Source organism: Paraburkholderia sp. FW306-02-B (assembly GCF_058782725.1).
In genome coordinates, this window is the sequence record NZ_JBYSXZ010000002.1 from 1606468 (window position 1) to 1621967 (window position 15500).

The 15500-nt window shown below is 59.3% G+C and carries 10 protein-coding genes and 2 pseudogenes; 3 read left to right on the forward strand and 9 right to left on the reverse strand.

Translation table 11 applies throughout. The features are described from left to right. Positions 1-50 precede the first annotated feature (50 nt). Both AC3WOG_RS28360 and AC3WOG_RS28365 read left to right on the forward strand, forming a co-directional pair. Complete coding sequence (locus AC3WOG_RS28360) at positions 51-251, forward strand: hypothetical protein (RefSeq protein ID WP_492581148.1); 201 nt, start codon at positions 51-53, stop codon at positions 249-251. A 386-nt stretch (positions 252-637) separates the two neighbouring features. Further along, on the forward strand, positions 638-2041 hold the full coding sequence (locus AC3WOG_RS28365; protein WP_492581149.1) for a tetratricopeptide repeat protein: 1404 nt from the start codon (positions 638-640) through the stop codon (positions 2039-2041). 62 nt (positions 2042-2103) lie between these two features. Here AC3WOG_RS28365 and AC3WOG_RS28370 read toward each other — a convergent pair whose 3' ends face one another. The 5 genes and pseudogenes from AC3WOG_RS28370 to AC3WOG_RS28390 all read right to left on the reverse strand — a co-directional run. Continuing rightward, on the reverse strand, positions 2104-3096 hold the full coding sequence (locus tag AC3WOG_RS28370; RefSeq protein WP_492581150.1) for a hypothetical protein: 993 nt from the start codon (positions 3094-3096) through the stop codon (positions 2104-2106). A gap of 2 nt (positions 3097-3098) precedes the next feature. After that, positions 3099-3620 (reverse strand): (2Fe-2S)-binding protein, encoded by a 522-nt coding sequence (locus AC3WOG_RS28375; RefSeq protein ID WP_492581151.1) that lies wholly within the window; start codon positions 3618-3620, stop codon positions 3099-3101. Beyond that, the gene (locus tag AC3WOG_RS28380) at positions 3617-6400 is read right to left on the reverse strand and encodes a xanthine dehydrogenase family protein molybdopterin-binding subunit (RefSeq protein WP_492581152.1); all 2784 of its coding nucleotides are present in this window, start codon (positions 6398-6400) and stop codon (positions 3617-3619) included. The genes AC3WOG_RS28375 and AC3WOG_RS28380 overlap by 4 nt, the downstream gene beginning before the upstream one ends. Positions 6401-6872: 472 nt before the next feature. Further along, positions 6873-7031 (reverse strand): annotated as a pseudogene (locus AC3WOG_RS28385) (IS6 family transposase); the annotation flags it as partial. Between the two features lie 142 nt (positions 7032-7173). Beyond that, positions 7174-8046: pseudogene (locus tag AC3WOG_RS28390) on the reverse strand (peptidase S1); the annotation flags it as partial. Positions 8047-8081: 35 nt separating this feature from the next. Here AC3WOG_RS28390 and AC3WOG_RS28395 point away from each other — a divergent pair. Continuing rightward, positions 8082-8804 (forward strand): IS6 family transposase, encoded by a 723-nt coding sequence (locus AC3WOG_RS28395; RefSeq protein ID WP_492581153.1) that lies wholly within the window; start codon positions 8082-8084, stop codon positions 8802-8804. Between the two features lie 116 nt (positions 8805-8920). On the opposite strand, the gene AC3WOG_RS28400 is transcribed toward AC3WOG_RS28395, so the two are convergent. From AC3WOG_RS28400 to AC3WOG_RS28415, 4 genes are all read right to left on the reverse strand, one after another. After that, positions 8921-11974: an efflux RND transporter permease subunit gene (locus tag AC3WOG_RS28400; protein WP_492581154.1), complete on the reverse strand. Its 3054-nt coding sequence runs from the start codon at positions 11972-11974 to the stop codon at positions 8921-8923. A gap of 10 nt (positions 11975-11984) precedes the next feature. Beyond that, complete coding sequence (locus AC3WOG_RS28405; protein ID WP_492581155.1) at positions 11985-13136, reverse strand: efflux RND transporter periplasmic adaptor subunit; 1152 nt, start codon at positions 13134-13136, stop codon at positions 11985-11987. A 113-nt stretch (positions 13137-13249) separates the two neighbouring features. Continuing rightward, on the reverse strand, positions 13250-14752 hold the full coding sequence (locus AC3WOG_RS28410; protein ID WP_492581156.1) for an efflux transporter outer membrane subunit: 1503 nt from the start codon (positions 14750-14752) through the stop codon (positions 13250-13252). 451 nt (positions 14753-15203) lie between these two features. Then, positions 15204-15437, reverse strand: coding sequence for a hypothetical protein (locus AC3WOG_RS28415; protein ID WP_492581157.1), 234 nt, complete (start codon positions 15435-15437; stop codon positions 15204-15206). Positions 15438-15500 lie beyond the last annotated feature (63 nt).

Genomic DNA, 15500 nt, shown 5'->3' on the forward strand with positions numbered 1-15500 from the left:
AGTTGATAGGTCCGGAAAAAAACTACACATATAGCGAACTTAAGGGTCAATTGGGCGATCTCGACATCAAGGTGCTTGATAACACGCTTTTCAAGAGCCGCTATTTCGGCGACCGTGCAATTACCCTCGACCAGCTCGGGAACAGCGCCGAACTTGCCAAATACGCCGACTACGCGCGCAAGGATGCGACGGCCTCGCTAAAAATCCTCTGCGTTAGCACGACCGGCTATGACGATGGGCATCGGTCGTGACGCTCGCAGCCTATAAAGAAAGCGCTTCCAGTGTGCTTCAATTCCGGTCGGCTGCTGGATGGTCGCGCCACTTCCGCCGATAGTTGAGAGTCGCTGCTAACCCAACAGCCAGTCATCAAGATTGTCGCGTGCAGGACAACATCCTCCGCTCACCCGGCACGGCAATTTGTCCATACTGGCCGCTGCACAAGGGTTTCGGCAAACTGGCATAGTCGATGCGTAAAGATGCTCGCACAGAGATCCACAGCAACACCCGTCGATCCAATCGAAGCGAGGCGCGTCATGCCAGCCATTCACCGTGACATGCGGAGATCGCGTTTCCCGCGCATCTCGATCGTCATTCGTTTGAGATCCGACAACGCAAACCGTTTGGGATTGAAGCGAGCATGGAAGCTATTCTTGCTCAGGCCTGCCAAGTGGCAGGCCTGGCTGCTCAGCTGGATCTGCTTTTTTATCACCCTGTATTTTATTGGGTTGGTAGCTTTTGGTTGGTACACGCGCCAGCTATCTGTGCCGCCGATCGAAATACCTCCATCACTGCAGAAACGCGGTTATACACCGGAATCCGTGGCCAAACAGGTTACGACCGAGATGCAAAAATGAGTATAGGGGCCAAGATAACCATCCCACACGAAGTGATTACTGGCGTGGCCGATTCCAAACTGAACATCCGGATTCCAGGGCAAGATGTCACATACCAGGCGATCGTCGATTTTCTTAAGCAGAGGTTCGGCCGACCAGACGTTGCCGTCCGTATCGACGTTGTTGAAGGAAATGATTCGGCCTTGATCGCACATCTACGCATCGACGGGGGGGCGTTCGATCAGCGCGAGTCCCTTGTTGTGACCGAAGGACGAGGCTCGAAAATTGACGTCGACAAATTCATTAGAGACACCGGCAATAGCGCGATGCGGCTCGCACAGCCTAACGTCCTTGCGAGTCACCTAGTCAAGGAGATTGAAGGCAAGCACTGTAGCGTAGCGAAATGCAATTTTGAGAGCGTCGTGCAGATCTACAGTGAAGTGATCAAGTCCCCAGCGCTCGACTCTGCTGCGCAAGCGCTAGCTGGAAATGGTGACATCCTGATAATCCAGGCTAGATGGAAAGAAGCAGAAAAGTTTAGTGCAGACCAGCTCGTCATATACAACGACTCGGCGGCGTTGCATCAGATCCACGCTGTCGCACTGGAAGGTCTCGATCGCATTGACGAGGCGATTGCAGAACTTCGTTACAGCGTAAGACTGCGATCAGCAACAGCCGATACATGGCGGGTTTTCGGCGATGTCCTGATGCACGCGGAGGAACCAGACAAGTATCGCGAAGCGCTTCATGCATTCGCTGAAGCAAACCGGTTAAGGTCTGACTTCAGTGACAACCTTCACGATTGGGGCGAGGCACTTTTACAGGTTGGCGACGTTGACGAGGCAACGGAAAAATTTTCACACGCAGTGGCGCTCGATCCGGGTCACGTACCCTCGTACGTCGACTGGGGGCGTGCGCTTGACTGCAAAGGCGACCTGCGCGGAGCGATTCAGAAATACAACTTGGCGTACCAGTTCAACAAAGACCACCCTCAAGCGGGTCGATATCTGTTGGCCGCCAGCCTGGAACTGAAAAGCAGCGACGCCAATTGGATCCGGCCGACTGACTATGTCACGTCGACGGAGAGTGCGTCTCGCGGGTGGAAGAGCGTTGTCCATTCGATCGACAATGAAGGCGACCGATGCCGTGGGCGAAAACGTGAGAAACCTGTCAGACGCGGATTTCGACTGGTCGTAGTAAGCCGCTGAACGTAAGGGCCGCTCATAGTCTCAAGCAGCAAATGAGCCGAATCCAAATCGGGCGGTTGTCGTCACTTAGTCTGATCGCTGGTCGCGATCGGTGTCAAGGTGCAGTTTGGATCCTTGCGATTCTTGTTCTGGCAGCAGGACAGAAGGGCGTCGACCGACCTGATATTGGCAGCGTCCCACTCCGTGAGGCTCATGTTGTTGTCCGTTGGCATCCAGTGGCTCAACGGATAGCTGTTCGCTAGCTGGTTATTACCTGGCGGAGGCTTGCCGGTTCTAAGCGCGGGCTTGCCCGTTGAAAGCCTGAGATAGACCTCGCAACTTTGCTCACTGCCGATTCGATGGCAACCAATGCAGGTGTTACCCGGTGTGCTGACGACCCTGAGATGATGCGATTCGAACGCCGGGCCGATACTTGAGTACTTTCCCCAAGGATCGGTCGGTACCTTGTCCCAGACCTGAGCGATATATGGACTGAGGATGAACGGTCCGGCATCGTGGCACGATATGCAGTTGATCTTCTGGGCGGCGAGTTCGCTTGGCGTCTTCCAGAATTGGACCGCCGAAACTTTACCATGCGGGGGCAACTTCTCATCCGGCGGCGGTACACGTGAAGCGTCGATGCCATTTGTAGCTGACTTTGACTGGAACCAGCAGGTTTTGCCATTGGCAGAGCTGTGAAGCACGATATTCACTTCGTCATAGCGGATGTTTTTGTCCTCACGCCACGTGTTCCGGCGACAGTACGCCGATATTTGCGTATTTCCATCCGACAGGTTGAGTATTTTGGAGTACGGTGCGCATTGCCCTTGCACTTCCGAAGTGGGGAAAAGCAATGACGGCCTGTCGCACTGACTCGGCGTTTCTTTTTCTGCAGGGGGTTTCCCGTTGATCGTGATGGGTATGTTCGTCCCGCTATTGCAATCAAAGTCAGGAATGTGCCCAATTTCTCTAACGCATTGCGCACCGTATTCAAGCACTGTCTGCTCATGCTTTTCGGCGAGCAGCGGGCCGGACATGATGAGGTATAGCGCGAGCAGTCTGAACATGGTCTTCATCGTCAGGCTCCGCCGTTGATTTGCGCACGTGCGACTTTGCGAATCGCGTCGAGGTATTTGACATAGCCGGTGCAGCGGCAAAGATTTCCGCCCACCCATGTTTGGATCGTCGCCTCAAGTTCGTCGGCTCCGATGTGATACGTCTTCAGATGATCGAGCATGGCTGTGGCCGCCATCAAAAAACCGGGCGTGCAGTAGCCACATTGGAAGGCGAACGACTCAAGAAAGCTTTGCTGTAGCGGTGAGAGATTGCTTCCGTCCGCAAGGCTCTCAACTGTGTAGATGTGCTGATTCGCGATGGCGCTGACTGTCGTCGTGCACGCCAGGGTTTTCTCCATCAGCGCGCCCTTCCGGTTGCGCATGCCTACCGTGCAAGCATGGCAAACGCCGATGCTGCAGCAGACCTTGGTGCCCGTCAGGTCCATGCGCTCGTGAAGGAACTCGGCGAGGCTCATGTCTGCATCGGCGGCAGGAACCGTTACCGGCTTTCCGTTCACGTGGATCGTTATGTCGGAGTCGCTCACTTTAGCGCCGCCCGGATGATTGCTGGCGTAACGGGCGTCTGCCTGAAGCGGTGTCCTGTCGCCATCGCCAGAGCGTTGAGTATTGCCGGCGCAATGGGGCACATGACGGCCTCTCCGATGCCGCGCGCGCATTTGCGGTACTTGTCGGCAGGCGGCGCTAAAGGGATCAACTCTTGCCGGGGTATATCGCTCATGCGCGTTATCAGATAACGGTCGAGGTTCCACCTGCCATTTCCAGGGCCGTCAGGACCGAGCGGACAGGTCTCGCTCAGCACATTACTTATCGCCATTGCGACCGCGCCTTGCGATTGTCCCTGGACAATCTCCGGGCATATCAGGAGTCCAGCACTCAGGGTCGTCACAACGTGCTCGACATTGACCTGCCCACTTTTGTGGTTGACCGACACGGCGACGAGCGCTGCGGCGGGGGCATAGTTGGTCCGGCCATATCCAACAGCGTCGGGGGGAGCTGTCATTTTTTTACACTTCAAGGCTGTCAGCGTTTGCACATCCCGGCCGACCGCCACAAAATCGCAGTCCATTTCGAAGCATCCGGAACAGAAGACGTATTGGCCTTTCCAGAACTCACCGGCATAGGTGACGTGGACCGCGGCCACGGTATCCAGATGCCTCTCGTTGACCTTGTCGAGTAACTTCGGCCAACTGAGGGCTGAATGGCCCGGTGTCGTGAGCTTTCCCTTGACCCAACTGAGGTCTTGCTGCTGGAGCTGAGGGGCACTCAAAAGCTCGCGCGCCGCTGGCAGCACGCTCTGCAGCAGCAACGCCTTTGCTGCGCGATCGACGGCCTGAAAATGATGGAATGCCCCAAGGCAGGCACTCGAAGAGCCAAAAGGCGCTGCTATGGCGAGGCTGCGTGAGTCGTCCCACTTTCCCAGAGCCTGGTAACTGAATTCTTTGATTGAAGCAAATGCGTCGACCTCGCTCATCACGATGTGTTGCGCGTTCTGGCCGAGATGATTGGCGGGCGCGAGGCCAAGCGTGGTCGCCGCGCCATTACCCATATCTGTGTAGTGCGTCAGCACGCGCAGCTTTGCGTTGGACTGGATTTCCACCACGGCAAACACAGCATCCTTACCGGTTCCGTAGGCCTGGTTGGACATCGCGAGTCCGACGCCATATTTCAGCCCGTTCTTTCGTCGTTCAGCGCGTGTCTTTTCCCTGTTCGCCCATAAGGCGTGGGATTCGAGCCGGCCAAGCAATTCGTTCAACTGGAGATCGAAGAGAACGGGCGCTCCCGTAATGGTCCTGCCATGGCCCATACGAAGCAGATTGGCGCGCCGAATTTCGAATGGACTCTTGTGTAAAGCGTGAGCGGCCTCATCCATCAAGGTCTCGATGGCCATGAAGGCTTGCGGACCGCCGAAGCCGCGTTGTGAGCCGCCAAACACTTCGGGCGTATAGTTCGCGTGCGCTCGCGCGGCAGCGCGAGGGATGTCATAGCAACTCATTGCGCTCATTGCAGCAAGGTCAGCGACAGCCGGCGAGAGATTTCTCTTGCCCCCTCCATTCATGATGAACTGGCTGTCGAGCGCCTGAATCTTCCCTTCGGCGTCGACCCATATCGACTCCTCAAATTCAGTTTCCGAGCGTTTCAAGCCGACCTGGAATTGCTCATAGCGTGACTGTTGCCAGCGTAGTGCGCCATTGGCGAATGGCGCCGCCAAAGCAAGATAGAGCGGGAACCAGGATTTGTCGCGACCTCCAAAACCACCGCCGGGGTAACACGCAATGACATGCACCTGGCGGATGTTGATGTCGCTGCCGGAAAACAGATTGCTGGCCGCGATGCCGTCATCGCGTGCCGACTGCGTTCCGAGGACGAGTTGCAGAAAGCCGGTATCCGGCTGGTACCAGGCGAGTCCTGCCTCCGGTTCCATGAAAGCTGGATCTATCGCAGGCGTCACAAAATGGGGGCCCGTTGACGTGCCGAACTCAAACCAGGCCTTTTGCTTCACCTTTTGCCTAGCCAATGCACAGATATTGTCGCGCATCCTGTCGCAGTGCTGCTTGAATTCGGTCGTCGGACTGCCCCTTGCGTCCGTCACCATGTTGGTATTCCAGAACGATTTTTCATCGTTCCGGACGTAGATTTTGGGTGTCGGAAAACTACGCGGGTTAGAGGTATCCCGGTGCACCATTTCGCCGTAGCGAATTACATTGCTGTTGAAGTCGAGTAACTTTCGTGCATGGCGATACGTATTGAAGTCTTCGAAGATAAGCAGTGCAACGGGCTGACCATAGCAATCTGCCGGTTGTCCCTCTTGGGCAAACAGGAAAATATCCTGATTCGCTACGGGATTCTCTTCTTGAGCAAGGCCAATGTGTTTGCCTTTCAGTGTTTCGTTGGATACCACTGCGATTGGCTGGAGTCGCCTCGGCAATACGCTGAGGTCGAAACCCTCGACCCTTTTATCGACGCAATTGCATCTCAGCACGTATAGCCAGTTTTCCTGCTTTGGCCACCCACTGAAGTCGCTTGCCTTGTAGTCGCGTGCATAGATCTTGGATCCCGTCACCTTGAGAACGCCGTCGATTCGCCAGCGTGCTTTGCCCGGATCGGGCGCCCAGTCGTGCGCGTCGTTCAGGCCTTCGGATGCTGAGAGGGAGCTTGCTGCGGATTTCGGGGATGACTGACCCTGGGGACGGGGTGTGGCACAGCCGCTCATCAAGGCTGGAAGGCTGCTCACCGAGATGGTGACAACGCCACCACCCATGACCTTGAGGAAAGTCCGGCGGGTAACGGGAACTTCGCAAGCCATGCTGCCCCTCCACGTACGGTTTGTCGCAACCTCACGGGTGTGCGTACATGAATCGGACTTACCCTCGATAGGAAGCTTCGTTCGCGTAATTCAAGACGGGCAGACTTTCGCGACGTTAAAACGGCGCGTATTCTCAGGCGCAGCCGTTCTGGATGAGTCGAAGTAACTTCACTGATTCTATGAGTTGATCATCACCTTTTCAAGGAACAGAATTCCTTCCAGCCCTGGTTCGAACGCAAACGCGGCGTACGAGTGCACGCATTGCGGGCCGCCAATATCGCTTTCAGTTGCGTGGCCACAGGTAGCAGTACTTCTGACCATCCTCGAGGTTCGGACCCACACTTCCGTCTGCTACTAACTTTTTGACCCATCCGTTCGGGTCCGCAGGCGTGGGCGTGTCACCGCAATTATTGTGAACCCAATGAATTCCACCCTGGAATGGGATACCGCAAACCTCGAGCTTGTCGCCTCAGCGCCGGATCGTTTCGTAACTGACAATCACGCCGTGCTCAAACGGCAACTCTTCAATGTCGCGCAGGCTCAACTGAAAGCGAAAATACCAGCGCACAGCGCAACTGATGACGGGAGCGGGAAAGCAGTGACCGTGATAAAGCGATTTCGAATCCTTCATCACACGATCTTGCGCGACAGCTCCGGCAATGTGACAAAGCCCGCGTGATACATTCAACGCATCACGCCTTCCGGTCGCTGGCGACCAAGGCAACCAAGACGGCGAAGCCGGGATAGTCCGGCTTCGCCCGAAACCACCTCCCTTACTGTTTGGATTGCATGGCGGCCCTTTTCTTCGACTGCCGGAGCAGCACGCGCGCCATCGCCGCATGATCGGCTGTCGTGTTGTCGTACAGTGCGGCCAGATCGGCTTTCAGTGCGGTGCGCGAGCCGCCGTCGAGGTAGATCATATGGCCCGACGGATAGTATTTGACGGTCAGGTTCTTGCGCACCGCAGCGTCCTGCATCGGCATGTTCTGCAAGTCCATCGTGGTCTGGTAGAACGGCGTGACCGCATCGTAGTAACCGTTCGCGGACAGCACTTTCAGATCGACGTTCAACTCCATCGTCGCTGCGAGATCGCCGGCGGTGTACAGCACGATGTTGCCGTTCACGTCCTTGCCTTTCTGCGCGCCCGTCGGGTCGATGTGACCGAAGTCCCAGTTGGCGAACGCCTGGTCGTTCAGGTCGGTGAAGGGCGATACCGACGTGAACTTGAGCGTGTCGTTCAGATAGGTGTTCCACATCGCTGTGTACACGCCGCTGACCGCGTTCATCGTCGGGTCATTGCCGCCTGAGTTTGGGTTGATCACCGCGGCGATGCCCGTCTCGATTCCGGTCACCCGGCCGTCGTAGGCACCCAGTGCGAGACCTTCGGTTTGCAGCAGCGACACCAGGAACGCCGTAGTGCCGATGGCGTTTTGCACGGCGACATTCAGGCTCCAGCTATCGAGCACCACGGGCGCGATACCGATGATATTGCTGAGCGTCTGCACGGTCGCGGCGTCGGCAGCCGGAAAGGCCGCGAGCGCTGCCGCATACGGCGTCAGCGCAAACGGGATCACGGTTTGCGTATACGACGGCAAGTCCGCAGGCGGCGGTGTGACGTTGAGGTTTTGTCGCGCTAAGGCGCTGGATTAGAATTTGCATTCGATCACCAGTGACGAACAAGATGCCCAAGACGAAGGATGCGCCGCGCAAGACGCTGCCTGCTGGCATTGGCAAGGTGCTCAAGCGGCTTCATCATCCGCTGGATGTCATCGTTCTTTGCGTGCGCTGGTATGTGGCGTACTCGCTGAGCCTGCGCAACCTCGAAGAGATGATGGCCGAACGGGGCATTGAGGTGGATCATTCGAGCGTGCACCGCTGGGTCATCAAGCTCGTGCCGTTGTTCGAAAAGGCGTTTCGACGGCACAAGCGACCGGTTGGCAAGAGCTGGAGGATGGACGAAACCTACGTCAAGGTCAAAGGCCAATGGAAGTACCTGTACCGCGCCGTCGACAAGCAGGGCAACACGGTTGATTTCTTGTTGCGCGCCCATCGTGACAAGGCCGCTGCGCGCCGCTACTTCGAGAAGGCGATTGACCAGAACGGTGAGCCCGAAACGATTATCGTGGATAAGAGCGGCGCCAATCTGGCCGCGCTCGAAGCGCTCAACGCCGAGCGGTCGACACCGATCAAGGTCCGCCAGAACAAGTACCTGAATAACATTGTGGAGCAGGATCACCGCGCCATCAAACGCATCATCAAACCAATGATGAGCTTCAAGGATTTCCGGTGTGCTCGCATCATCCTGGCCGGCATCGAACTGATGCACATGATCCGCAAGGGGCAGATGCACGATGATGGCTTCGCCAAAACCGCAGCCGATCAATTCTATTCGCTGGTTATGTAAGCAATCCAAATCATATTGGGACTTGCTCGTCCCGCCCGCCTTATCGCGACATAACCTAATTGTGTGTTCACGATAGGTGCCGGCTTGTCCAGACCCAGCGCCTGTCGCCGGACGCACTAACCGGCGTGCTGCGCCCTGGTTTCGTGATGGTGATCCGCGGCGAGGAACATATACATGGCGGGCACCACAAACAAGGTAAAAAGGGTGCCGATCGACAGCCCCGTGAAGATGACGAGCCCCATCGCATTGCGGCCGGCGGCGCCGGCTCCCGAGGCGATCACGAGCGGCACCACGCCGAGCACCATCGCGGCCGTCGTCATCAGGATCGGGCGTAGCCGCACGCCTGCTGCTTCCTCCAGGGCTTCGCGCTTCGATCGGCCCGCGCGCTGCAACTCGTTGGCAAACTGGACGATCAGGATGCCGTGCTTGCTGACGAGCCCCATCAGCGTGACGAGCCCGACCTGCGTATAGATGTTGAGCGTCGTCAAGCCGATGTTGATGAAGATAAGCGCACCGAACAGCGCCATCGGCACCGAAATCAGAATCACGACAGGGTCGCGGAAACTTTCGAATTGTGCGGCCAGCGCGAGAAACACGATGATCGTCGCGAACATCAGCGTGATGACGAAGCCGCCGGATTCCTGCACGAACTGCCGCGACAGGCCCGAGTAATCCGCCGCATATCCCGCGGGCGCAACCTGTGCGGTCGCCTTGCGCAGGAAATCGAGCACCTCGCCTTGCGACACGCCCGGCACGATCACGCCCGAGATCGTCGCGGAGTTGAGCTGCTGGAAGTGGTTGATAGACTCCGGCACGACGTTGTGCTCGATATGAGCAATCGTCGATGCGGGAATGACACTGCCGTCCGGCGTGCGCAGGTAGTAATCGAGCACTTGCGAAGGATTCAGCCGGTCGGTCTGCAACACCTGCGGAATCACCTTGTACGATCGTCCGGCAATCGAAAAGTAGTTGACGTAACCGCCCCCGAGCGCCGAACCGAGCGCTTGCCCGATGTCGCTCTGCGAGAGCCCGAGCGAGGCCACCTTGTCGCGGTCGACGACGAGCGTGGCTTCCGGCTTGTCGAGCTTGAGATCGCTGTCGACGAAGAAGAACATCCCGCTCGCGCGCGCTTTTTGCAGGACGGCCTGCGATACCTCGTTGAGATTCTCGAAAGGCTCGGTCGTGCTGATGACGAACTGCACCGGCAACCCTTGCGAACCGGGCAGCGGCGGAAACTGGAACGCCGCGACGCGTGCACCGGCAATCTCATTCCATTTCTGCTGCAGTTCCTGCTGCAACTGCGTCGCGCCCTTGCTGCGCTTGTCCCATGTCTTGAACAGCACGCCGCCGATCCCCTGGTTGAGGGTCGGCGCGCCGGTGAGCTGGAACATCTGCGCATATTCGGGAAGCCGTTTGGAGATATCGAACACCTGGTCCGCATACATCTGCATCTGCTGGATCGTCGCGTTCGGCGGCCCCTGGATCTGCGACAGCACGATGCCCTGATCTTCCTGCGGCGCGAGCTCCGATTTCGATGTCATGAACAGGTAGACCGCACCGCCGAGCAGCAGCGCGCCCATCACGGTGAATACCGGCCAGGTGTCGAGCGTCGCATGCAACAGCCGGCCGTAGCCGCGATGCACGCGTTCGAACTGGCGGTCGACGAAGCGCGCGAAGCGCCCGGACTCCTGGTCTGCGCGGAAGAAGCGCGAGCACATCATCGGCGACAACGTCAGCGCAATCACGCCGGACACCGTCACCGCACCCGCGAGCGAGAACGCGAACTCGGTGAAGAGGGCGCCCGTCAGGCCACCCTGAAAGCCGATCGGCACATACACGGCGACCAGCACGACGGTCATCGCGAGGATCGGTCCACCGAGTTCGCGTGCGGCGATCAGCGCGGCATCAAAGGGCGCCTTGCCTTCCTCCTTCATATGACGATCGACGTTTTCGACGACGATGATCGCGTCGTCGACGACCAGCCCGATCGCCAGCACGAGCGCGAGCAGCGTCAGCAGATTGATCGAATAGCCGAGCAATTGCATCACGAAGAACGTGCCGATCAGCGACAACGGCATCGCGATCACCGGCACGATGACCGCGCGGAAACTGCCGAGGAACAGAAAGATAACCGCGGTGACGATCAGCAGCGCCTCGACCAGGGTCTTGATGACTTCGGTGATCGCCGTGTTGACGAAATCGGTGGCGTCATAAACGATCTCCCCCGTCATGCCGACCGGGAACTGCTTCTGCAGCGATGGAAACACGGCGCGCACGCGCCTGGCCACGTCGAGGATATTCGCGTCCGGCGCGACCTTGATGCCGATGAAGACTGAACGCTTGCCGCTGAAGGCGACGTTGAAGTCGTAGCTGTCGGCGCCGAGCACGACGTTCGCCACGTCTTCGAGGCGCACGATCGCGCCGTTCTTCTGCTTGACGACGAGTTGCTTGAAGTCGTTGACCGTATGCAGGTCGGTGCCCGCGTTCAGGTCGACGCTGACCATTTGTCCCTTGGTGGTGCCGAGCGTCGCGAGGTAGTTGTTGTTGCCGAGCGCCGTATAGACGTCGGCCGCCGTCACGCCGTGCGCGGCGAGGCGCGTCGAATCGAGCCATGCACGCAACGCGAACTGCCGGCCGCCCAGGATCTCGGCCGTCTGCACGCCTTCGATCGAGTCGAGCTTCGGCTTGACCACGCGCAGTAGATAGTCGGTGACGTTGTTGCTCGGCAGCACGTCGCTGTAAAAACCCATGTACATCGCGTCGGTGGTTTGCCCGACCTGTACCTTCAACACCGGCTGCTGCGCTTGCGGCGGCAATTGGTTGCGCACCGACTGGATCTGCGTATTGATTTCGGTCAGTGCCCGGTTCGCGTCATAGTTCAGGCGCAGCGTCGCGATGATGGTCGACACGCCGGTGCTGCTCGACGAGGACAGGTAGTCGATACCTTGCGCCTGGGCGATCGCCGCCTCGAGCGGCTGTGTGATAAAGCCGGCGACGGTGTCGGCGTTCGCGCCGTAGTAGGCGGTACTGATCGTCACGACCGCGTTTTCGGTCTGCGGATACTGGCGTACTTTCAGGGCTTCGAGCGAGCGCAGCCCGAGCACGAGAATCAGCAGGCTGACCACGGAAGCCAGCACGGGCCGCTGGATGAAGAGATCGGTGAATTTCATCGCGGCCTCTCTATTGTTCCTGAGGCGTCGGGTTCGGGTTGTCGGCCGGTTGCACGCGGTTGTCGATAACGAGCGGCACGCCGTTCTTGAGTTTGAGTTGCCCGCTCGTCACCACCTGCGTGCCTTCGGCGACGCCCTTCAGGATCGCCACCTGATCGCCGCGCGTCGGGCCGGGCGTGATGAACACCTGCTGCGCGACGGGCAACGTCTTACCTTGCGCGTTCGGTTGCGTGCCCGGTTTGACGATGAACACGGTAGCGCCATACGGGTTGTAGGTGATGGCCGTTTGCGGCAACGTCAGATAGCGCTGCGCGACGCCCGCGTCGATCTTCACGTTCGCATACATGCCGGGCAGCAGCTTGCGCTCGTGGTTGTCCACACTCGCTTCGATCTGCACGTTGCGCGTCGCGCTGTCGATTTTCGGGTTGAGCGACTGGATCTTGCCGGTGAACGTTTGCCCGTTGAACGCGCTGGTGTCGACCACCACGGTCTGGCCGATCGCGAGCTGACCGAGTTGCTGTTGCGGCAGGTAGAAGTCGGCGTAGATCGGGTCGATCGCTTGCAGCGTCACGATCGCATCGCCCGGATTGATGTACTGCCCCGGATTGACCGTGGTGATGCCGAGACGCCCCGTAAACGGCGCGCGGATGGTCTTCTTGTCGACCAGTGCGGCCTGTCCCGCGACTTGCGCCTTCTTGCCCTTCAGGTCGGCGGCGTCCGCGTCGAGCTGGGCCTTGGCAATCGCCTTGATGTCGTACTGCGCCTGATCGCGCTGATAGACGGTTTGCGCGAGTTCTGCCGCTGCCTGTAACGAATGGAGCAGCGCCACGTCGGTGTCGTCGTTGAGCCTGACCAGGACTTGTCCCGCTTTCGCTTCCTGACCCGAACTGAACGCGACTTCGCGCACGAGGCCGGCGACTTCGGTGGTCACGTCGACGCCGCGCACGGCGCGCAGGCTGCCTACCGCAGCGAGCTGAGGTTGCCACGACTGATAGCTGGCGATGACCGCCGAGACGGTGGCGGGCGGCGCGGAATTGCCTGCCATGAACTTCGCGAACATATACGTCCTGAACTGGTTGAAGCCGACGAGCGCCGCCAGCAGCAGGCCGACACAGATCAGCATGATCGTCATCCGCCTGGTCATCCCTGGTTTTTCAGTCATCGTCATGTCCTTCTTCGGCATCGAACGAAGCGCCCAACCTTATATTTCTGACAGAGCGTGTTTCAAAGCGCTTGTTGCAAAGTGCGGTACGGCGAGTGTCCTTTCGGGTCGGGTCATTGCGTTGCGGGAGCGGTGGGCGCGGCAGAGGCGTTCCACCAGCCGCCGCCGAGCGCCTGAAACAGCGCCGCGGTGTCGGCGTAGCGCGACGCCTGCGCCTGTGCGAGGCTCACCACTGTTTGCTGGTACTGACGTTGGGCGTCGAGAAGCGAAAGGTAGCTCACGCCGCCGATCCGATACTGTCCGCGCGCGAGGTCGAGCGAGTCGCTCGCGGCATGCCAGGCGTCCGTTTGCGCTTTCAGGCCGGTGGCATCGTGATCGAGCGCGCGCAACGAGTCCGCGACGTTCTGGAACGCGAGTAGTACCGTTTCTCGGTATTGCGCGTCGGCCTGCTCGTACGCCGCTTCGGCCGCGCGCTTCTGCGCAGTGAGTTGGCCGCCGTGGAAGAGCGGTTGCAACAGGTTCGCGCCCACGCTCCAGATCGTGCTGCCGGCCTTGAACACCTGGGCCGGCGTCAATGCCTCGGCGCCGTAGCTCGCGGACAGCGTGATCTGCGGGTACATCGCGGCCGTTGCCACGCCGATTTGCGCGCTTGCCTGATGCAGCACGGCATCTGCGGCAAGGATGTCGGGCCGCTGCCTCACCAGCGCTGACGGCAGGCTCACCGGCAGCGTCTGCGGCAATGAAAACATGTCGAGCCGGAATTCGGGCAGCGTGGCGTCGCTGGGCAGCTTGCCGGCCAGCACGGCGAGCAGGTGCCGCACCTGGTCGAGCTGTTGCTGCAGGGGCGGCAGCGTCGCGCGGGTTTGCGCGAGCAGCGTCTGCTGCGCGAGCACCGCCGTGCGACCGACGCCGCCCAGCTCGAACTGCTTGCTGAGCACGCCCAGTTGTTCATCCTCCTCGGCGGCGATGCGTTCGGAGGCTTCGATCTGGGCGCGCAGCGATGCTTCCTTGACCGCTGCCGTCACAATGTTGGCCGACATCGCGAGATAGGCGGCCTGCAACTGGTAGCGCTGGTAGTCGACCTGCGCGTGCAGCGCTTCGAGTTCGCGCCGCGTGCCGCCGAATACGTCGAGCTTGTACGACACGTTGACCGACGCGTTGTAGAGACTGAACTCCTCGGTGAGTCCGGGCCGGCCGAACGCGATCCCGTTCAATTTTTCGCGCGTGGCGCCAAGTTGCGCGTCCACGCTGGGCAGCAGCGTGCCGGCTTGCGCCGAGAAGTTTTCGCGCGCCTGCCGCAATGCGGCCTGCGCCGCGGCGACGTTCGGGCTGTTGGCGAAAGCGTCGCGGATCAGCGTATCGAGCGGCTCGCAATGAAAGAGTGCCCACCAGGCGGCGGGAATGTCCTGGCCCGGCGCAAAGCGCTGCGGCACGCCGGCGGCGCCTGGCGCGGAGGCCGTCTGTTCGGGCAATGGGGTGGTGGTGTAGGTGTCGGTAGGGGGGGCCGGGGGCGAGCGATAGTCCGGCCCGACCTTGCAGCCTGCCAGTGCTGCACAGCCGCAAAGCGCGGCGCACAGGCGCCGCCGCCAGACAAAACGCGGGTTAACGTCGATCATCGATCCACCTTATATCGCCTGCGTTTAGCCTAAACGAGGGAGCGGACGCGGATATTCAGGCAACGTGAACTTTCGATGTTTTTTATGACGCCGGGTTCATCGTGCCGGCCGACATCTGCGCGTAGCCTAGCACGGTCGATTGCAGCGCTCACGCGCGAGATCACGTAGTCACGGTTCGGTGGAGCGGCGAGGTTGCTTCGATTGATCGCGGGTAGCGGCGTTTGACACGGCCGCATCGAGGAAAACCCTGGCACACCGAGGTTTGACGCGACGGACGACTCGCTTCGCATCGCGAGGAGCCGTGCCGACGTGGGGAAGGACAGATTCTGGCGGCCGCATTATTGTGCGGCGGGCGTCAACCGGCCGTTCAGCCGCCTCATATCGACAGCGTGATTGACGCACGCGATTGTCGCGCTAAGCGCTGTGGGGTTGTCAGCGCGACAATGCGGCGTCAATGCTTGCGATGACCCGGCCAGCCAACATGTAAATGATGCCGGTCAGTGTGCCAGCCCGATTTCCATTTCCGGGCAGTTTCCACTCCGTCATGCATGAGCAGAACCACGACCAGAAGGACGAGACCAGCCAGCCCACAGAGGATGCCGAGGAGATCGTCGACAGATACAGAGGACTGGACATGGACCGCCGATCCCAGGAGCTTCATAACAACGCTAGTAAATTCACTCATGGCGCCTCCCGATCAGGACACGGCCATGAATTCATTTTAGTTAATCGAACTCAGAAAGTTAAT

What these genes read in the sequence shown, in the direction of transcription:
- AC3WOG_RS28410 (WP_492581156.1), bottom strand. Translation starts at nt 14,752, where the DNA reads ATGATCGACGTTAACCCGCGTTTTGTCTGGCGGCGGCGCCTGTGCGCC.
- AC3WOG_RS28395 (WP_492581153.1), top strand. Translation starts at nt 8,082, where the DNA reads ATGCCCAAGACGAAGGATGCGCCGCGCAAGACGCTGCCTGCTGGCATT.
- AC3WOG_RS28405 (WP_492581155.1), bottom strand. Translation starts at nt 13,136, where the DNA reads ATGACTGAAAAACCAGGGATGACCAGGCGGATGACGATCATGCTGATC.
- AC3WOG_RS28370 (WP_492581150.1), bottom strand. Translation starts at nt 3,096, where the DNA reads ATGAAGACCATGTTCAGACTGCTCGCGCTATACCTCATCATGTCCGGC.
- AC3WOG_RS28415 (WP_492581157.1), bottom strand. Translation starts at nt 15,437, where the DNA reads ATGAGTGAATTTACTAGCGTTGTTATGAAGCTCCTGGGATCGGCGGTC.
- AC3WOG_RS28380 (WP_492581152.1), bottom strand. Translation starts at nt 6,400, where the DNA reads ATGGCTTGCGAAGTTCCCGTTACCCGCCGGACTTTCCTCAAGGTCATG.
- AC3WOG_RS28400 (WP_492581154.1), bottom strand. Translation starts at nt 11,974, where the DNA reads ATGAAATTCACCGATCTCTTCATCCAGCGGCCCGTGCTGGCTTCCGTG.
- AC3WOG_RS28365 (WP_492581149.1), top strand. Translation starts at nt 638, where the DNA reads ATGGAAGCTATTCTTGCTCAGGCCTGCCAAGTGGCAGGCCTGGCTGCT.